The sequence below is a fragment of the Pseudomonas sp. GW821-FHT09C08 genome, from assembly GCF_059418125.1.
The window spans coordinates 1-17851 of sequence record NZ_JBWKPG010000011.1; the positions used below are offsets into that span (position 1 = coordinate 1).

A 17851-nucleotide genomic window follows, 5' to 3' on the forward strand; every position below is an offset into this window, starting at 1 on the left:
TGCTCGACCGTCAACCGGCCTTTGTCGTCGTAGGATCTGAAATGCTCGGCACCATCTGGATCAATGCGCTGCACCAGTCGCGCACGCTGGTCGTGCACGTAGACTTCCTGGCTACCATCAGCGTTAAACACCGTGACCTGCCCGTGGTCATCCCAGGCATAACGCGTATCCATCTGCGAAAAGCTTGCCCAGTGGCGGACACAGCGCGCGGCCTTGCCAGCCCGTTCCCACGCCCAGAAAAAACTCGCGCCACCGGCCAACTGCCGCTCAAGAATGACGTGCTGATCGTCGTACCGATAAACCTCGCGTTCGCCGACGGCATTGGTCGCCGAGACCAGTCGGCCAGCGTCGTCGTAGACGTAGGAAACAACGTTGTGCTCAGTCATCCACTCGAAAGGACCATGGCCCTTGGCGCGCTGGATCTGGTAGTCCACCGCCACGATGCGACCCAACTCATAACGCAGGAACAGCGAACGCCCGACACCGTTATCCAGCCGCTCAATGCGGCCCAAAAGATCCCGGACAATGCGCAGCCGGTTGTCATACGCATCGCTGATCGCGGTCAGTATGCCGTCGCGAAAGTGGTAGAAGCGCGACGCCTGCGCCAACACCAGTTCGTCCGGCGAAGCGCCTAAATAGATTGCCGCTTCGGCCAGGCTATTGGTGATTGCAGGTCGAGCAACAGTCGGCATCGGAAACGAAGTAATGCGATTCTCATGGTCCGTCCACACGACGCAATCGCCCGACACCGCAAGCCGATGCGCCAGCGAATGACTCCAACCAAACCCCAACCCGCCATCCATTTCCACCGCGCTGGTGCGGTACAAGCGGCTCCACTCAAACGGCAAGACTCCATCCAACGTGCCATCGGTGAGAGTGAGCAATTCCTCGCCCGTCACCATCGACACCGGGCAGCCGTTAGTGGCGGTCTTATCCGAAGCCGCTGCCGCATCCCCGTTCAGGTTCTTCCCCGAAACAGGCACATCATCCACACGCTCTTTTTGCTTCAGCACCGCGTTCTGCCGCGCCCGCCAGCGCATCTGCAGCGTGCCTTGCTTCACCCCGCCGACCACGCCGCGAACCGCTACCGCCTTGTAGCGATCCACCGCCTGCATGAATTTCGTCAGAATCTCCAGCACGCTCTGAACAAAACCTACAGCCGCCTTAACAATCTGTGCGCCATACCTGGCCAGCCGCAGGCTCAAAAACGCCACAGCCGCCGCTGGCAATGCGATGGTCAGCACCGCGCCAATCACCAGGTCAATCAGCAGCGACACCACAAACCCAGCGGCCACTTGCGCAATCTCACTGGGCGGCAATGCGTCCAACCAGATCATCGCCGTGCGCACCAGCAGGAACAGCGCCGCCTCATCACTGGCGAGCAACATCGCCTGTTCCATGACCTTGGGCGCATCGGTGGCGATTTGTGCGAGCTTGGCCGCTTCAGCCCCCAGCTGTTCGACGTACTTCAACGGGTCTGCAAGCATCGCCCGCACCAGCTGAATGCTGTCCCACACGTCCCGGATGGCGGCCCAACTGCCCGCCAGCACGCCGCTGCCAATGGCACTGGCCGTGGACTGCTGCCAATGCGGCTTGAAGCCTTGCCACTGTTCGCGAAGCCACCGCTCCAGGTCCGCCATCAGTCCGGAGTAGGAGGCGAAGAGCGCATCCACCTGCTCCTCGGAAACTGCGCCCTGTACCCGCACCTGATAGCGCCCGCCCGCGGCGCAGTGGTGTGAGCCCTTGCCATGCTCATCCAGCATGACCCGCGTGGAACTGCCGTCATCCAGCCCGATCACCTCGACCGGAATGTCGCCAATCGGCACGTCATACACCGAGTCGAATTTGCTCTCTATCTTCAGCTCGCCGCCCAACGGGCACACGGCAACACTGCCGATAAAGTTCGGGTCGCTCATGCTCACGGTTGTCTGCGAGTCACCGACGCGCACCACCCGATCCATTCCCAGCAACGACGGCATATCCGCCGCATGGCTCATCGAATCCAGCGCCTGCGAATACCAGGCGCCCATCTGCTGGCGATAAGTCACCAGGCTCTGATGAAAGCCATCCAGCTCATGTTCGATAGAGGCAATGTGGGAAGCGTTGGTCATCCGTGACGTCTCGGCAGAGGGCAAGGCGTCGGAGTCTGCCGCAGTAAAAAGCGGCTGGATGAACGGCGGGGAAAATCAGAAAGGGCTTACTACTGAAGCGTAAAAGTCAGCGCTAACTCACAGCCGATTGCTACCTCCAATGGCGACCTTGCTCATTGACGAACAGTGCCCGCTGCTTCTTTTTAGCGGGGTTTCAAATTCCACCGGCTGCGTCTGCATTCTTTGCAACGCGGCAATTGGCGTGGACAGCTCTCGCTTATCGCGGGCGATGGCAAGTGTCGTGAGGGCGCAGCGCGTATAGGTGAGACTCAAGGCGTGCCTGAAACAACGAAAGCCTGCTTTTCAGGGCAGGCTTGTCGCGAATCTCGGCTGACTTACTGCTGATGAGCCGTCAGCGCCGCATACCCATTCATCAAGTTGCGATAGTTCGGAATACGCTGCGACAACAGATTCCCCAGGCCTTCAATGTCGTTGCGCCAGTCGCCCTGCAACTCACACGCTACCGAGAACCAGTTCATCAACTGTGCACCGGCCTGTGTCATACGGCTCCATGCGGCCTGCTGCACCGTGGTGTTGAAGGTGCCGGAAGCATCGGTCACCACGAACACCTCGAACCCTTCCGCCAGCGCCGACAAGGTCGGGAACGCTACGCACACATCCGTGACCACGCCGGCGATGATGATCTGCTTGCGGCCGGTGGCCTTGATTGCCTTGACGAAGTCTTCGTTGTCCCACGCGTTGATCTGACCAGGTCGGGCGATGTACGGCGCGTCCGGGAACATCGCTTTCAACTCCGGCACCAGCGGGCCATTGGGGCCTTGCTCGAAGCTGGTGGTGAGGATCGTCGGCAGGTTGAAGAACTTCGCCAGGTCGGCCAGGGCCAGCACGTTGTTCTTGAACTCGTTGGGCGAGAAGTCCTGGACCAGGGAGATCAGGCCGGTCTGGTGGTCGACCAGCAGTACGATGGCGTCGTCTTTGTTCAAGCGGTTGTAGGTTGCAGTGCTCATGGTTGAATCCTTTTTTGTTTAGGTTGGTTGGGCGTTGCGTTCAACATGGGCACAGATTAATGGGTGGGCTGCGGGGGATAAATCGGCTGGGACAGGTAATACCGTCAACTCAGAAGAGACAATTGTCGGGTGGGCAAGAGGATAGGTCTTTTTAGTGACATGAAAATGTAAGGAGAAAAATCTCACGCGTGAGCTATTGAGTACGGCAAAAATAGCCTGTAGATTTTCTCACGCGTGAGTTTTTCACACCGAGGTCAGTACCATGAAAAGCAGCTCTCCATCGAACCCGCCCGCCGGGCTCGATTCCGATCCAGCAAGCCTTCAGGGAGAGCGCTTGAAGCCGTCTGCGAAAAAACCATCGAGCTTTTACATGAAGCAGATGCGCGCAGGCCTGGCGGCCGCCGGCTACGTGAAACACGAAACTTGGGTGCTTCCCGAAAACCGAAGCCTGCTCAAGCAGATGGAGAAACAGCTTCGCCAGCCGATTCTGGCTGGCTCATTCATGTCGGAGAATTTCATGAGCGCAGGTACCAACTGGAATATCGATCGCCTCTTCACGGCCTTCCAGGCCCTGGATGAAGTGGTCTCCAACGACATTACGCTTTCTCTCGTTCAAGGCTCCGAGTCCAGCATCAAGCTGGAAATGAACGACTTCGGTGGCTTGCCGATTTACATCGCGGTGGTGGGCGAGCAGATCATCGTGGATACCGTGCTGGTCGATGTCGAGTCCATCAATGATGTCGCGAAGTTCAATGACGCGGTGTTGCGCAGCCGGGAAATGTTCCCGCTGTCCTCGATCGGTATCGAGTCCATGCCGAACGGGCAGGTGGTCTACAACATGTTCGGCGCGTTGAGCTCCGACTCCAGCCTGACCAATATCGTGACCGAGGTGAAAACCCTCGTCGACAACGTGCAACGCGCCAGCGAAGCCTTCGAACGTTTCTTCAATTAAGTATTCGGGAGTATCCAATGACTCAGTCCATCTGGAGCAAACTGTTCACCGCGCTGCGTGGCGGTGCCAGCGAAGTCGGTGAATCGATCGTCGACCAACAGGCCCTGCGCATCCTCGATCAGGAAATTCGCGATGCCGACACCGCGCTGGCCAACGCCAAGCGTGAGTTGGTCAGCATCATGGCCAAGCACAAATTGGCGACCGATCGCGTCAGCGAGTACGACGCCAAGATCAAGGATCTGGAAGCCAAGGCGGTTGCAGCCCTGCAGGCCAATCGTGAAGACCTTGCCCTGGAAGTGGCCGAAGCGATTTCGACCCTGACCAACGAGCGGGAAGTAGAGCACAAGCAGGCCACCGAGTTCGGCGGCTACGCGGACAGCATGCGCAAGGACATCACCAAGGCTGAAAGCCGGATCAAGAGCCTGCGCCAGCAGGTGGACATGGCCAAGGCTCGCGAAAGCGTGCAGAAGGCCCAGGTCAGCGCGTCCATCGCCAGCGGTGGTGCCAACGGCAAGCTGGAGACTGCCGTCGGTACGCTGAATCGTCTGCAGGCCAAGCAGCAGCAACGCGCCGCTGAACTGCAAGCCCAGGATGAACTGGCCGAAGCGTCGACCGGTACCGACCTGGAGCGCAAGCTGCGCGAAGCCGGGATCACGCCGGACGAAGGCAGCGCCAATGCGATCCTGGAGCGTCTGAAGCAGAAGTCGGCCGAGTAAGCGAAGGGCGAACACTGTAGCTGTGGCGGGGAGCAAGCTCCCTCGCCACGGCTGCAGGACTCTTTCTTAATGGACTGGCTTTATAGGCTCTGCCCTTTTTTACGTTGAGGTCAGGATGGACGCCCTGAAGGGTTTCAAGACAATCGCCGGGCTGGCGCTGTTCATGGTCGCGCTGCAACTGCTCAATGTGGCGACCGGTTACAGCCTCATGGCGTTCGGGCTGGTCCCGAGAACGCTGCAGGGGTTGTTCGGCATCCTCGCCTCACCGTTTTTGCACGGGTCTTTCGCCCACCTCAGCGCGAACTTGATTGCCTTTTTGATCCTGGGCACATTGGTGATTGTCGAAGGGCTCCACCGGTTCGTCAGCGTCAGCGCGATCATCATCCTGCTGGGCGGTTCGCTGGTCTGGCTGTTCGGTTTTGCGGGCGTGCATGTGGGGGCCAGCGGTTGGGTATTCGGGTTGTGGGCCTACCTGTTGTCTCGCGCCTGGTTTCACCGAAGCTGGAGCAACCTGTTAACGGCGGGTGTCGTGGCGGTGCTGTATGGCGGGCTGGTCCTGGGCTTCCTGCCTCGACAGGGCATCTCCTTCGAAGGGCATCTGTTTGGTGCATTCGCCGGATTTATTGCAGCCAAGGTACTTCTCTCCAAACCACGCAGCAGGTTTAATGCCGGCTGAGCGCACTTGAGCATCCAGATGTCGAGGCGATGACGTCATCAGGAATCAAGTACCCAGGGAGTCAGGGACTGAAATGTCGATTTTTCTTCTGTTGCGCCTGTACGCCTCGTCCCTCTTTCATCGCTTCGGTTGGGCAGGCCTGGTGATTGCCCTGGGCGTCCACCTGAGCACGGCTTACCTGGGCCTGGTGTATCTGGGCGAACAACACCTCACCGCTCCCGCCACATTTGTTTACTTCTATCTCACCACCACGCTGACCGTCGGCTATGGCGATCTTGCGCCGCAGACTTCGGCGGGGCGCGTGTTCGTGGCGACCTGGGTCATGCTCGGCGGTATTGCGCTGCTGACAGCAGCCATCGGCAAAACCACCAGCAGTGTCATCGATGCATGGAGAAAAGGCATGAAGGGCAAAGGCGATTTCACCGGCAAGGTCGGCCATACCGTGCTTATTGGCTGGGAAGGCGCGTCCAGTGAACGGGTCATTGAGTTGTTGCTGCAAGACGAAACCTCGAACGACAACCTGATCGTCATCTGCGACTGCACCCTCGACGAAAACCCGATGCCGGGCAAAGCAGCGTTCATCCGCGGTGACAGCCTGTCCTCCACCGCGCTGTTGCAGCGTGCCGGTGTGCCCGGTGCCGAGCGTGTGCTGGTGCGAACCCCGTCCGACGACCTGACGCTGGCCACCGTGCTGGCGGTGAATCAGTTGAACCCTGTCGGGCATGTGGTCGCGCACTTCAATGAAAGTGAGATTGCCGCACTGGCCAGCTCCTACGCACCCAGCCTGGAATGCACGTCGAGCATGGCCATCGAGATGCTGGTGCGCGCTTCCCAGGATCCGGGCTCGTCGGTGGTCATTAACGAGCTGCTTTGCGTGGGGCAGGGCGCCACCCAATACCTGATGAAATTGCCTTCGACCTTCGAAGCCACCTTCGGCGACCTGTACACGCGGATGAAAGAACATCACAACGCCACCCTCATCGGCTATCGCGCCAAAGGCGCCCAGCAACCGTCGATCAACCCGCCGAGCGCCACGCGCGTTGAAGGCGGCGAACTCTTCTACATTGCCTCCACCCGCCTCAAGGAAATCTCCAATGGGATGGTTTAAACAGTTGATGGGGCTTGAGGCCCCGAACGCGAGCCCACAGTCGAACCGGCCCGCCGCCGAAGCCCTGCCGACTACCGGCCCGCTGGGCCTGGCTCCAGGCAAAGGGGTGATGTTCGACACCACCCTGAAGTTGTTGCTCGACGGGCATACCTCGGTGGTGATCCCTGGCACCCAGGAGATCTGGAGTAACGGCACCGTCGACCTCGGGCAGTCGACCTGGCTGTCGCGCTATTACATGAACGACGAAGATTACTGGCTGCAGGTGCACACCACAGGCGAGATCGCCGGGCAGGTCGAGTCCGTCATCCTGTTCAACTACCTCAGTTACGTCACCATCAGCAGCGAAGCCGAACTGCGCCGGCTGGCGGGGCCCCAGAGCCTGATCGGGTTGCCGACCTACACCTACAACGGCGTCGAATACACGCGCGTATGGGGCAGCGAGGAGGGCCAGACCGAACTGGTGGCAATGAGCGAGCAGGTGATAAACCCCGAGAATTCCTACAGCGTCGAACACCGCTCAATGCTATACGCCCGTGACACAGGCCTCACCGATCGACGCGAGTTCCTGCTGTTTTCCGTCGAAGAAGACGCGGAAGGCACCGTCAGCCTGAGCACCTCGCTGGGCATTTCGCTGTACACAACCGACTTGAATGCGCTCTAAAAAAGGAAGCAGTCCATGCTAGAAGCTCTCTCCATTTCCCTGAACAAAGCCGCCGTGCTCGGATTTGTTACCTACATCCTCGGTGCGGCCGTCCTGTTCATGCTGTTCCAGTTCATCTACACCCGTGTGACCCCGCACAAGGAGTTCGAGCTGATTCGTGCGGGTAACGTGTCCGCGGCGGTCGCCCTGGGCGGCGCCATCGTCGGGTTCGCCATTCCGGCCAGCAACGTGATTGCCTACTCGATCAGCATCCTCGACTTCGTTGTCTGGGCGGTGATCGCAGCCGTCGTCCAGCTGTTGGCGTTCCTGCTGACCAGCCTGGTGCTCAAAGGCACGTCCGAGCGCATCAAGAACGGCGAACTCGCGGCCGGCATCTATGTGGCCGCCGTGGCCATCAGCGTCGGCATGTTGAATGCCGCGTGCATGACGCCTACCCAGAACTGATCGCGCACGGAGCTCCCGATGAAACGAAGCAAGTACGTCCAGCTGTCGCTGGCAGCGTCGGTCGCGATGGCGATATCCGGCTGCGGCCCGACGGAAAAAACCTACGATTTGCAGAAGAAGTACAACTTCCAGTCCGTTCAGCAGTGCGCCGATGAAAAACTTCCGGTGGACGTCTGCTCGGACGCCTACATGACGGCCATGGCCGAGCATCGCCGCATTGCGCCGGTGTACGACAACCAGGCCGATTGCGATGCCGATTTTGTCGCCGACTGGTGCCAGCAGGACTCCACCGGCAAATTCATCCCCAGGCTCGGCGGTTTCGAGCTGACCGCCGAAGGGCAGGTGACGCAATCCCAGGTCGACGCAGCCAATGCCCAAGTGGCCGGTTCCCAGGCGAACAGTGGCGGCTCGGGTTTCTCCACCAGCAGCCTGCTGACCGGGCTGCTGATCGGCAACATGCTGAGCAACAATCGCAACAGCTACCGCTCCGAGCCGGTGTACCGCTATCGCGATGATCGCGGCGACTACGCCTCCTCGACGCTCAATCAGCGCGTCTCGAAGGGCGCCACGTTTGGCCGCTCGAACCAGGCCCGCTACGGCAGCAGCAATTACACCAACACGCTGCGCTCCTCCAGCAAGTCGAGCTCCGTGGCCTCGGCCACCTCCCGTGGCGGCTTCGGCAGCAAGGCCAGCGCGCGCAGCGGCTGGGGCGGCGGGTCGAGCAGTTAAGGAAGACGGGCCATGAAGAAGATCCCTTGCGCAGAGCGCCATGACTGGAAACAGACCGCCGACAGCCTCGGCTTTCTGTTTCATACCATCGACGACGAACCCTATTGGGACGAGAGCGCGTACTACCAGTTCACGCTCCAGCAAATCGAGCGCGACCTCGAAGACCCGACCACCGAGATCCATGACATGTGCATGGACCTCGTCGCCCGCGTGGTCCACAGCGAAGAACTGCTCGAACGCCTGAGCATTCCCGCGCCCTTCTACGACATGATCCGCACCTCATGGCTGGAAGGCCACCCGCACCTGTACGGGCGCATGGACTTCTCCTACAACGGCACCGGCCCCGCCAAGTTGCTCGAGCTCAACTACGACACCCCGACCAGCCTCTACGAAGCCGCGGCGTTCCAATGGGGCTGGCTGGAACAATGCATTGAACGCGGCCTGCTGCCCAAACACGCCGACCAGTTCAACAGCATCGACACCAAACTGCATCAGGCTTTCGCCCAACTGCAGGTCAACCAGCCGTTCTACTTCGCCTCGATGAAAGACTCGGTCGAAGACAAAGGCACCACCGACTACCTGCGCCTGGTCGCGGAAAAAGTCGGCATCGAATCACGCCACATCGACATCGAAGACATCGGCCTGACCAGCGATGGCCGCTTCGTCGACCTCGAAGATCGCTGGATTCCCCACCTGTTCAAACTGCACGCCTGGGAGTTCATCTTCCACGAACCCTTTGGTTCGGCGATTGCCCAGAGCGACACGCAGTTTTTTGAGCCGGCCTGGAAATCGATTATTTCCAACAAAGGCATCCTGCCGCTGTTGTGGGAATTCAACCAAGGCCACCCGAATTTGCTCGCAGCCCATCTGGATACAGAGCCAGGTAAAGCTGTGCCGAAGGGCTGGGTGCGAAAGCCGTTCTTCTCACGGGAAGGAGCGAACATCGAGTTGCAGACGGCTGATGGGCTGATTGTGAAAGAGGACGGCCCCTACACGGATGCGCCGTTTATCCTCCAGGAGTTCGCACCGCTGCCACGGTTTGGGGACAGCTATACGCTGATTGGGTCTTGGGTGATTGGGGATCAAGCCGCCGGCATCGGCGTGCGGGAAGACAACAGTTTGATTACCAAGGACTCGAGTCGGTTTTTGCCGCATTTGATATTGGATTGAGGCTGGAGCTTGAAGAGCCAGCAGGGCTGATCGGTTTCATTTGCAGGACGTTTCCGAGAGCATCCCAACCGCATTGCGCCAGCGGGAGTGCAGGCATTAAAAAGCCGGCTTGTGGCCGGCTTCTCGGGGACTGCCTCAGCTTGTTTTTGACAAACCTCACCAGCCTTCAAATCGCTCAGCCAACATCGCGTCTGGCTGAATAGTAGGGGCATCCGCGGGAACTCCTCCGCTTCGCCAGGCAAGGTGGATAGCGCAAAGCCACCCCCTGCCAAATGTGCGGCGCATGATACCCACATTCACTTCAAATGCCCACCTCCGGATCCGATTTAGAGCCTTCCCAGCCCAGCAGGTGTTCGTCCAGCGGCACCGGTCGGCGGTTGTTCAGGGTGGACCACCAGAACACCCAACCCACGATGGTGAAGTTCTGCTCGAACCGCTGTTCGTGTGTGAGGTATTCGTCCGGGTGTTCGCTGGCGTTGTGGCTGCGCATGCGCAAGCCACCCCCGGGTCGGTTGTAGAGGTATTTGATGCGCAGCATGCCGTCGTGTTCGACCGCGTAGATTTCGCCATCGATGATTTGGGTGCGGCCTTTGTCGATGGCGAGGGTGGCGCCTTGCTGGATGATGTCGATCATGCTGTTGTCGACCATGTAGGCGCCCAGCGCGCGGTCGGCGTTGACGTTGAGGGCTTGCAGGGTCTGCAGTGAGATACGGATGCATTCGGTGGAGGTGAATGAAGTGTGGAGGGCGATCTCCACGTCGATTTTTTCCGGGCGGCAGGCGGGGCCTGTGAGGTATTTTCCGGTTTCTTCGCGGGCAGGGAGTCCTTTCCTGGCGTCCGGGCCTTCCAGCAGGAAGTTGGCCGGTGGGTGTTTGGGGCCTTCGCCGGTGCGTAGCCAACGGCTGGAGATGCACAGCAGTTCTGCGATCTCGTTGAGTCGGCCCATGGGTACACCGCGTTTGAACCAGTTGTTCACGTGTTGAGGCGTGACACCACGGTTCTTGGCGAAGTCGGAGGCGGAAAGATGAACTTCCCGCAGTAGCGCTTTTAAGCGGTCACCTGATGTATTCATAAACGCAAGTTTACTGGTCGGAAAAACAGATCAAATAAACTATGCGTTGACTGGCGGACGTAGGTTTTTACTTAGTTGTAGTCTGATACTTCCGATGGTTAATTAATTTAAACAGCGTTTATAAAGTGTTCAACTTTGAGTTTAATTTTTCCCACAAAAAAAGCCCCGAATAATCGGGGCTTTTTCAATTGCCGAGGCAATGAGGAGTCGGTATCAGCCTTTGTAGGCAGCGACCGACTTCAGGATCTCGGCGCGGGCGGCGTCTGCGTTGCCCCAACCGTCGATCTTCACCCATTTGCCTTTTTCGAGGTCTTTGTAGTTCTCGAAGAAGTGTTTGATCTGCTCCAGCAACAGCGGCGGCAGGTCGGTGTATTCCTTCACGTCCACATACAGCTGGGACAGCTTGTCGTGGGGTACTGCGATAACTTTGGCATCGCCGCCGCCATCGTCGGTCATGTTCAGGATACCGACTGGACGGGCGCGGATAACCGAACCTGGGGTCACTGGGTAAGGGGTGACCACCAGCACGTCGAGGGGGTCACCGTCGTCGGCCAGGGTGTTAGGGATAAAACCGTAGTTGGCCGGGTAGAACATCGGGGTGGCCATGAAACGGTCAACGAACAGGCAGTCGCTGTCTTTGTCGATTTCGTATTTGATCGGCGCGTGGTTGGCCGGAATCTCGATGGCGACGTAGATGTCGTTCGGCAGGTCTTTGCCAGCCGGAATCTTGCTGTAGCTCATTGGGCGTTGCCCCCGTTAATTGGCCAAGAAACTTGGCCGGATTGGCCTAAAAGTGGCGGCGATTATAGGCATATTCCGCCGCCGATGCCATGCGCCAGACGTCGTACGGTTATTCGTCCTGCGGCTGATAGCGTGGGTCGCTGGCTTGCAGTTGGACGAGGCGGGCCAGCGGATCCTGGCGGTAAAAGTGGCTGAGTTGGGCGTACACCTGTGGATAACTGTTGACCAGTAAATCCGGGGCGCTGAAGAAATATTCGCTGGTGACGGCAAAGAATTCCGCCGGGTTCTCGGCGGCATAGGGGTCGATCTCGGTCTCGACGTCCGGGTTGGCGTCCAGTTGACGGTTGAGGTCATCAAAGGCGCTCTGCATCACGCTGGCCCATTCCTGCACGCGCATGTCGTGATGCAGCGGCGGCAGGCCATTGGCGTCGCCGTTGAGCATGTCGAGCTTGTGCGCCAGCTCGTGGATCACCAGGTTGTAGCCTTCCCACTGACCACTGGCCAGCACGCCGGGCCAGGCGAGGATGACCGGGCCTTGCTGCCAGGCTTCGCCGCTGTGTTCGCCGTCCCACTCGTGTTCGATGCCACTGCTGTCGCGATGGCGCTGGGGGCTGACGAAGTCGTCGGGGTACAGCACGATCTCATGGAAGCCCTGATACCAGTCGAGATCGCCGAGGTTCATCAGCGGCAGTTGCGCCTGGGCGGCGAGCAGCAGGCGTTGTTCCTGGTGCAGCTCGACGCCGGGCAGGGCGGTGAGGTGTTTTTCTGCGAGGAACACCACGCAGGCTTCGCGCAGCCATTGGTCCTGCTCGGCGCTGAGGCCGTCGAGGAAGGTCAGGTGGTGGCGCACCCGCTGCCAGGTGTCATCGGCAATCGGGTGCTTGGCCAGCAGGCGCCGGCGGCGCCAGGTGCTGAGGGACCACATTGCCGGTCAGTGCGGCTTGGCTTCGGAGGACGCGCGGCCAAAACGGCTGCGGAATACACCAATGATCATCGGCACCAGCGACAGCAGAATGATGAACACCACCAGCAGCGACAGGTTTTTCTTGATGAACGGCACATTGCCGAAGAAGTAGCCCAGGGTCACCAGGCCGCCGACCCAGAGGATGGTGCCCAGTACGCTGAAACCGAAGAAACGTGCGTAAGGCATCTTCGCAATGCCGGCGACGAACGGTGCGAAGGTGCGCAGGATCGGCAGGAAGCGCGCCAGCGTCACGGTCTTGCCGCCATGGCGATCATAGAAGTCGTGGGTCTTCTGCAGGTAGTCGCGGCGGAAGATTTTCGAGTTCGGATTGTTGAACAAGCGTTCGCCGACCGTTCGCCCAATCACGTAATTGGTGCTGTCGCCGAGAATCGCTGCGAGCATCAGCAGGCCGCCCAGCAATACCGGGTCCATGCCGCCGCCTGCCGCCACGGCACCCGCGATAAACAGCAACGAATCACCCGGCAGGAATGGCATGACCACCAGGCCGGTTTCGCAAAAAATCACCAGAAACAGAATGGCGTAGATCCACGGACCGTAATTGGTTACCAGCAGGTCGAGGTAGACGTCGAGATGCAGGATAAGGTCAAGCGGGTTGAAATCCATGGATGGCACCTGTGTGAATGGCCCGACTCAGCAGGCCTGTGCGGAAGCTCGGGTAAGTAAGGCTACAAGTGTATGCCGCATTTCTTACAACCCTGAAAGGTCCGCATTATACGGATTGAGCTGTGAAAAGCCTGTTGGTTTTGTAGCGGGGGATGTCGCACAGAGGCTGGGTTACGGTCTGAATGTTATCGAATGTCCGATTGTCGCCGCTGGCCTTTGTGGGCGCTGGCTTGCCTGCGATGCAGGCACCTCGGTGTTTCAGTGAGACCGAGGTGATGCCATCGCCGGCAAGCCCGCTCCTACAGGGGATTTGTGGGGTTTGGGGTCAATCTTCGCTGATCGGCAATGTGTAGTTCTTGAACTCGGTGTCCTCGCGAAACCCGATCGACTCGTAGGTCTTCTGCGCCACTTCGTTGTCACTGCTGGTCGACACCCGCAACCGCACGGCCTGCGTTTCCTTGGCCATTTTCTTCGCGGTGCGCATCAAGTTGTCCGCCACCAGTTGGCGACGAGCGTCCTCGGCGACGTAGATGTCATTCAGGATCCATACGCGCTTGAGCGACAGTGACGAAAAGCTTGGATACAGCTGGCAAAACCCAAGCAACTTCTTGTCGTCATCGTCGGCGAGGGCCAGGTAAATCACTGACTCTTTGCGGCGCAGGCGTTTTTCGAGGAAGGCGCGCGAGGAATCCGGGAAGGGCAGGGCCCCATAAAACTCGCGGTATTTGACGAACAACGGGGTCAACAGGTCCAGGTGTTCCAGGGTCGCTTGAGTGATCCGCATGCCAGGCCTCAACTTCCAAATGGGGTATGACCACACACGCGGCCGTAACTCGATGCTGCCTAAAGGCGTGAAAAAGCGCAATCGTGCCGGTATCAGTCCGTGGGCGGGCTGAGTAGGAAATTGCCTTTCATCAGGTCAGGGTCGTCGGATTCAATGGTCTGAACCTGCGCCTCATCCTTCAGATTGACCCCCGACAGCTGCCGGCGACACGCTTCTCGCATCAAGTACAGCAGGCGATGGGCCGCCATGCCATAACTCAACCCTTCCAGGCGCACATTGGAGATGCAGTTGCGATAGGCATCGGTGAGACCGACCTTGGGGTTGTAGGTGAAGTACAGGCCCAGGCTGTCCGGCGAACTGAGCCCAGGCCGCTCGCCGATCAGGATCACCACCATCTTCGCACCGAGCAATTGCCCGATCTCATCCGCCACCGCCACGCGGCCCTGTTCCACCAGAATCACCGGTGACAGTGACCACCCTTCGGCGTGGGTCTGTTCCTCCATACGTGTAAGAAACGGCAGGGTATGTTTATGCACCGCCAGTGCCGACAGGCCGTCGGCTACCACGATTGCCAAGTCGACGCCGCCGGGGTTGGCCGATGCATGATCGCGCAGTAATTGGGCCGACTCGTCACTCAAGCGCCGACCCAGGTCCGGGCGTTGCAGGTACGTATGGCGGTCAACGGCGGCGCTGTGCAGTAAAAGGCTGTGACGTCCGCGCTCGGCCAGCTGGCTGCTGAGGCCGCCATGGTCGAAGGGCAGGTGCACCGCGTCCCGCGCCTGGGCGTGGGCAAACTGGAAGTCCAGTTGTGCGCCGGTGGGAATGCTCGTGCCAGTGCGGCCGAGGGCAATGCGCGCCGGCGTCAGGCGGCGCAGTTCGAGCCAGGGGTTGTCAGGCAGGTCGAGTTGCACGGGCGGCTCCTTCATCCCAGTTGCGCCAGGGCGTGGCGAAACGCCGGTGGCAGGCTGTTGCCGAAATGCACCTTGCCGTCGGCTTGCGTGAAGATGCCCATTTTCGCCAGCCACTGCTCAAACTCCGGCGCCGGTTTTAAACCCAATGTTTGCCGGGCATAGAGGGCGTCGTGGAAGGAGGTGGTCTGGTAGTTGAGCATGATGTCGTCGGAGCCGGGGATGCCCATGATGAAGTTGATCCCGGCCACGCCCAGCAGGGTCAGCAGGGTGTCCATGTCATCCTGGTCGGCTTCGGCATGGTTGGTGTAGCAGATGTCGCAGCCCATCGGCACGCCGAGCAGCTTGCCGCAGAAGTGATCTTCAAGGCCGGCGCGGATGATCTGCTTGCCGTTGTACAGGTACTCCGGGCCGATAAATCCTACGACCGTATTCACCAAAAATGGCTTGAAATGCCGGGCCACGGCGTAGGCACGGGTCTCGCAGGTTTGCTGGTCGACGCCAAAATGCGCGTTGGCCGACAAGGCGCTGCCCTGGCCGGTTTCGAAATACATCAGGTTCTGCCCGAGGGTGCCGCGATTCAGGCTCAAGCCGGCGTCGTAACCTTCCTGCAGCACGCTCAGGCTGATGCCGAAACTGGCGTTGGCTGCTTCGGTGCCGGCAATCGATTGGAACACCAGGTCCAGCGGCACGCCCCGGTTGATGGCTTCGATGGAAGTGGTGACGTGGGTCAGCACGCAAGCCTGGGTCGGGATTTCGTAGCGCTGGATGATCGCGTCAAGCATCTCGAGCATGGCGCAGATCGAGGCGATGCTGTCGGTGGCCGGGTTGATGCCGATCATGGCGTCGCCGTTGCCATAGAGCAGGCCGTCGAGGATGCTCGCGGCAATGCCGGCCGGTTCATCGGTGGGATGGTTGGGCTGCAGCCGCGTCGACAGGCGTCCGCGCAGGCCCATGGTGCCGCGAAACTGGGTGACCACGCGAATCTTCTGCGCCACCAGCACCAGGTCCTGCACGCGCATGATTTTGGAGACGGCAGCGGCCATTTCCGGGGTCAGCCCCGGCGCCAGGGCGCGCAGGCTTTGTTCATCGGCGGCGTCGCTGAGCAGCCAGTCGCGCAGGCCGCCGACGGTCAGGTGGCTGACCGCGGCAAACGCCGGTTTATCGTGGGTGTCGATGATCAGCCGGGTGACTTCGTCGCTTTCATAGGGGATCAGCACCTCTTCGAGGAAGTGCTTCAGCGGGATATTCGCCAGCGCCATTTGCGCTGCTACACGTTCGCCGTCGTTCTGCGCGGCGACGCCGGCGAGAAAGTCCCCGGAACGCGCGGGGCTGGCCTTGGCCATCACGTCCTTGAGGCTGTCGAAGCGGTAGGTCTGTGCACCCACCGCGTGGGAAAAGCTTGCCATACAGTGTCTCCTGGATGACGCGGGCCGATGTGAGGATCGAACCCGTGTCGAGGTTTACGGCTATCAGTGCAAGGCGGCCTCTGCGGCCTGGATCGCCGCGAATTCCTCTTCGGGCGTGCCTGCTACCAAGTGATGCCGGCTGTAGAAAGCAAAGTAAGCAATTAATACTCCATAGATGATCGCCGCGCCAATCACCACCCGCGGATCCACCAGAAAGCCCGCCACTACGGCCACACAGGCCAGCACCAGGGCAATGCCGGAGGTGAAGATGCCGCCGGGCGTGCGGTACGGACGGTCCATTTTGGGGCGACGGATGCGCAAGGTGATGTGCGCGGCCATCATCAGCACGTAGGAAATGGTCGCGCCGAACACCGCCACCAGGATCAGCAAGTCGCCCTGGCCGGTCAGCGACAGGCCGAAACCGATGATGCCGGGGATCACCAGCGCCAGCACGGGGGCCTTGCTCTTGTTGGTCTGCGACAGCTTGCGCGGCAGGTAGCCGGCGCGGGACAAGGCGAAGATCTGCCGTGAATAGGCGTAGATAATCGAGAAAAAGCTGGCGATCAGCCCAGCCAGACCGACCAGGTTGACGAAACTGCCCATCCAGGTCGAACCGCCGTACGACAGCGCCAGCGCCTCGACCAGCGGGTTGCCGGATTTGACCAGCGCATAGGTGCCGGCGCCACCCGGGGCAATCACCAAGATCAGCAAGGCAAAACTGGTCAGCACCACAATGGCGCCAATCAGGCCGCGGGGCAGGTCGCGCTTGGGGTTCTTGGTTTCTTCGGCGGCCAGTGGCACGCCTTCCACCGCGAGGAAAAACCAGATGGCATAGGGGATCGCGGCCCACACGCCGACGTAGCCGAACGGCAGGAAGGTGCTGGCACCCTTGGCCTCGGTGACCGGGATGTCCAGCAGATTGGCGACATTGAAGTGCGGCACCATCGACACCAGGAACACGCCGAGGGCAATCGCGGCGATGGCGGTAATCACAAACATCAGCTTCAAGGCTTCGCCGACACCAAAAATGTGGATGCCGATAAAGATGATGTAGAACGCCAGGTAAATCATCCAGCCGCCGATGCCGAACAGCGACTCGCAATAAGCGCCGATAAACACCGCGATGGCAGCGGGGGCAATCGCGTATTCAATGAGGATGGCGGTGCCCGTGAGGAACCCGCCCCAGGGGCCGAAGGCACTGCGCGCAAAGCCGTAGCCGCCGCCAGCGGTAGGAATCATGGAAGACAGTTCGGCCAGGGAGAAACACATGCACAGGTACATGGTAGCCATCAGCAGTGTGGCGAGGAACATGCCGCCCCAGCCACCCTGGGCCAGGCCGAAGTTCCAGCCGGCGTAATCGCCGGAGATTACATAGGCAACGCCAAGGCCGACCAGCAGGACCCAGCCGGCAGCGCCTTTTTTAAGTTCGCGTTGTTGGAAGTATTGGGAGTCGACTTTTTCGAAGTCGACGGAAGACCCGGACGCCGGAGCGCTATTCGGTTCGCTAGGCATGATGGAATCCCTTTCTTATTGTTTTTTCCCGGCTTACTTAAGTAAGCCGAATGAGTAGCAAGGTCTTGTGAAGATCAAGTGTGGGAGCGGGCTTGCTCGCGAATGCGGTGTATCAGTCACTGAGTCTTAGGCTGACCCACCGCATTCGCGAGCAAGCCCGCTCCCACATTTTTATTGCATTTCAAATGTGGGAGCGGGTTGTCGGTTAGAAGAAGCCCAGCGGATTGATGTCGTAGCTCACCAGCAGGTTTTTGGTCTGCTGA

The 17851-nt window shown here is 59.8% G+C and carries 18 protein-coding genes; 8 read left to right on the forward strand and 10 right to left on the reverse strand.

The window, feature by feature from the left end:
- The coding region (locus AC07OJ_RS27130; protein WP_495095558.1) for a DUF6531 domain-containing protein at positions 1-2111 on the reverse strand (2111 nt) is incomplete at its 3' end.
- A 374-nt stretch (positions 2112-2485) separates the two neighbouring features.
- Positions 2486-3118: an isochorismate family cysteine hydrolase YcaC gene (gene ycaC, locus AC07OJ_RS27135; protein ID WP_065909998.1), complete on the reverse strand. Its 633-nt coding sequence runs from the start codon at positions 3116-3118 to the stop codon at positions 2486-2488.
- A 370-nt stretch (positions 3119-3488) separates the two neighbouring features.
- Between ycaC and AC07OJ_RS27140 the strand changes: the two genes are divergently transcribed.
- The 8 genes from AC07OJ_RS27140 to AC07OJ_RS27175 all read left to right on the forward strand — a co-directional run bounded on the left by AC07OJ_RS27140 (position 3489) and on the right by AC07OJ_RS27175 (position 9574).
- On the forward strand, positions 3489-4070 hold the full coding sequence (locus tag AC07OJ_RS27140; protein ID WP_106802519.1) for a YjfI family protein: 582 nt from the start codon (positions 3489-3491) through the stop codon (positions 4068-4070).
- Positions 4071-4087: 17 nt separating this feature from the next.
- A complete protein-coding gene (locus AC07OJ_RS27145) occupies positions 4088-4786 on the forward strand; it encodes a PspA/IM30 family protein (RefSeq protein WP_106802520.1) in 699 nt (232 codons plus the stop codon).
- A 115-nt stretch (positions 4787-4901) separates the two neighbouring features.
- The gene (locus tag AC07OJ_RS27150; RefSeq protein ID WP_495095559.1) at positions 4902-5462 is read left to right on the forward strand and encodes a rhomboid family intramembrane serine protease; all 561 of its coding nucleotides are present in this window, start codon (positions 4902-4904) and stop codon (positions 5460-5462) included.
- A gap of 73 nt (positions 5463-5535) precedes the next feature.
- Entirely contained in the window at positions 5536-6570 is a 1035-nt protein-coding gene (locus AC07OJ_RS27155; protein WP_106802522.1) for an ion channel, read from the forward strand.
- Positions 6557-7231 (forward strand): DUF2491 family protein, encoded by a 675-nt coding sequence (locus AC07OJ_RS27160; RefSeq protein WP_495095560.1) that lies wholly within the window; start codon positions 6557-6559, stop codon positions 7229-7231. Before AC07OJ_RS27155 ends, AC07OJ_RS27160 begins: the two co-directional genes overlap by 14 nt.
- Before the next feature lie 15 nt (positions 7232-7246).
- Complete coding sequence (locus AC07OJ_RS27165; protein ID WP_065910015.1) at positions 7247-7675, forward strand: DUF350 domain-containing protein; 429 nt, start codon at positions 7247-7249, stop codon at positions 7673-7675.
- Positions 7676-7693: 18 nt separating this feature from the next.
- On the forward strand, positions 7694-8404 hold the full coding sequence (locus AC07OJ_RS27170) for a DUF1190 domain-containing protein (RefSeq protein ID WP_065910018.1): 711 nt from the start codon (positions 7694-7696) through the stop codon (positions 8402-8404).
- 12 nt (positions 8405-8416) lie between these two features.
- Positions 8417-9574, forward strand: coding sequence for a glutathionylspermidine synthase family protein (locus tag AC07OJ_RS27175; RefSeq protein ID WP_201145967.1), 1158 nt, complete (start codon positions 8417-8419; stop codon positions 9572-9574).
- Between the two features lie 301 nt (positions 9575-9875).
- Here the strand turns inward: AC07OJ_RS27175 and AC07OJ_RS27180 are convergent, their stop codons facing one another.
- From AC07OJ_RS27180 to eat, 8 genes are all read right to left on the reverse strand, one after another.
- Positions 9876-10646 carry a LexA family transcriptional regulator gene (locus AC07OJ_RS27180; RefSeq protein WP_120450116.1) on the reverse strand — a complete coding sequence of 257 codons (771 nt, stop codon included), beginning with the start codon at positions 10644-10646 and terminating at the stop codon, positions 9876-9878.
- 213 nt (positions 10647-10859) lie between these two features.
- Positions 10860-11387, reverse strand: a complete 528-nt coding sequence (ppa, locus tag AC07OJ_RS27185; protein WP_003219382.1) for an inorganic diphosphatase — start codon at positions 11385-11387, stop codon at positions 10860-10862.
- 109 nt (positions 11388-11496) lie between these two features.
- Positions 11497-12312, reverse strand: coding sequence for a M90 family metallopeptidase (locus AC07OJ_RS27190; RefSeq protein ID WP_495095561.1), 816 nt, complete (start codon positions 12310-12312; stop codon positions 11497-11499).
- A gap of 6 nt (positions 12313-12318) precedes the next feature.
- The gene (locus AC07OJ_RS27195; RefSeq protein ID WP_065910026.1) at positions 12319-12975 is read right to left on the reverse strand and encodes a DedA family protein; all 657 of its coding nucleotides are present in this window, start codon (positions 12973-12975) and stop codon (positions 12319-12321) included.
- A 325-nt stretch (positions 12976-13300) separates the two neighbouring features.
- Positions 13301-13759 (reverse strand): GNAT family N-acetyltransferase, encoded by a 459-nt coding sequence (locus AC07OJ_RS27200; protein ID WP_065910028.1) that lies wholly within the window; start codon positions 13757-13759, stop codon positions 13301-13303.
- Positions 13760-13851: 92 nt separating this feature from the next.
- Complete coding sequence (eutC, locus tag AC07OJ_RS27205) at positions 13852-14685, reverse strand: ethanolamine ammonia-lyase subunit EutC (protein ID WP_495095562.1); 834 nt, start codon at positions 14683-14685, stop codon at positions 13852-13854.
- On the reverse strand, positions 14682-16076 hold the full coding sequence (locus AC07OJ_RS27210; protein ID WP_065910032.1) for an ethanolamine ammonia-lyase subunit EutB: 1395 nt from the start codon (positions 16074-16076) through the stop codon (positions 14682-14684). Before AC07OJ_RS27210 ends, eutC begins: the two co-directional genes overlap by 4 nt.
- A gap of 63 nt (positions 16077-16139) precedes the next feature.
- Entirely contained in the window at positions 16140-17588 is a 1449-nt protein-coding gene (gene eat, locus AC07OJ_RS27215; protein ID WP_065910034.1) for an ethanolamine permease, read from the reverse strand.
- Between the last annotated feature and the right edge of the window lie 263 nt (positions 17589-17851).

Coding starts and splice junctions, on each gene's coding strand:
- AC07OJ_RS27140 (WP_106802519.1), top strand. CDS start 3,489: ATGAAGCAGATGCGCGCAGGCCTGGCGGCCGCCGGCTACGTGAAACAC.
- ycaC (WP_065909998.1), bottom strand. CDS start 3,118: ATGAGCACTGCAACCTACAACCGCTTGAACAAAGACGACGCCATCGTA.
- AC07OJ_RS27200 (WP_065910028.1), bottom strand. CDS start 13,759: ATGCGGATCACTCAAGCGACCCTGGAACACCTGGACCTGTTGACCCCG.
- AC07OJ_RS27165 (WP_065910015.1), top strand. CDS start 7,247: ATGCTAGAAGCTCTCTCCATTTCCCTGAACAAAGCCGCCGTGCTCGGA.
- AC07OJ_RS27170 (WP_065910018.1), top strand. CDS start 7,694: ATGAAACGAAGCAAGTACGTCCAGCTGTCGCTGGCAGCGTCGGTCGCG.
- AC07OJ_RS27195 (WP_065910026.1), bottom strand. CDS start 12,975: ATGGATTTCAACCCGCTTGACCTTATCCTGCATCTCGACGTCTACCTC.
- eutC (WP_495095562.1), bottom strand. CDS start 14,685: ATGAAGGAGCCGCCCGTGCAACTCGACCTGCCTGACAACCCCTGGCTC.
- AC07OJ_RS27160 (WP_495095560.1), top strand. CDS start 6,557: ATGGGATGGTTTAAACAGTTGATGGGGCTTGAGGCCCCGAACGCGAGC.
- AC07OJ_RS27190 (WP_495095561.1), bottom strand. CDS start 12,312: ATGTGGTCCCTCAGCACCTGGCGCCGCCGGCGCCTGCTGGCCAAGCAC.
- AC07OJ_RS27155 (WP_106802522.1), top strand. CDS start 5,536: ATGTCGATTTTTCTTCTGTTGCGCCTGTACGCCTCGTCCCTCTTTCAT.
- AC07OJ_RS27145 (WP_106802520.1), top strand. CDS start 4,088: ATGACTCAGTCCATCTGGAGCAAACTGTTCACCGCGCTGCGTGGCGGT.
- ppa (WP_003219382.1), bottom strand. CDS start 11,387: ATGAGCTACAGCAAGATTCCGGCTGGCAAAGACCTGCCGAACGACATC.
- AC07OJ_RS27180 (WP_120450116.1), bottom strand. CDS start 10,646: ATGAATACATCAGGTGACCGCTTAAAAGCGCTACTGCGGGAAGTTCAT.
- eat (WP_065910034.1), bottom strand. CDS start 17,588: ATGCCTAGCGAACCGAATAGCGCTCCGGCGTCCGGGTCTTCCGTCGAC.
- AC07OJ_RS27210 (WP_065910032.1), bottom strand. CDS start 16,076: ATGGCAAGCTTTTCCCACGCGGTGGGTGCACAGACCTACCGCTTCGAC.
- AC07OJ_RS27150 (WP_495095559.1), top strand. CDS start 4,902: ATGGACGCCCTGAAGGGTTTCAAGACAATCGCCGGGCTGGCGCTGTTC.
- AC07OJ_RS27175 (WP_201145967.1), top strand. CDS start 8,417: ATGAAGAAGATCCCTTGCGCAGAGCGCCATGACTGGAAACAGACCGCC.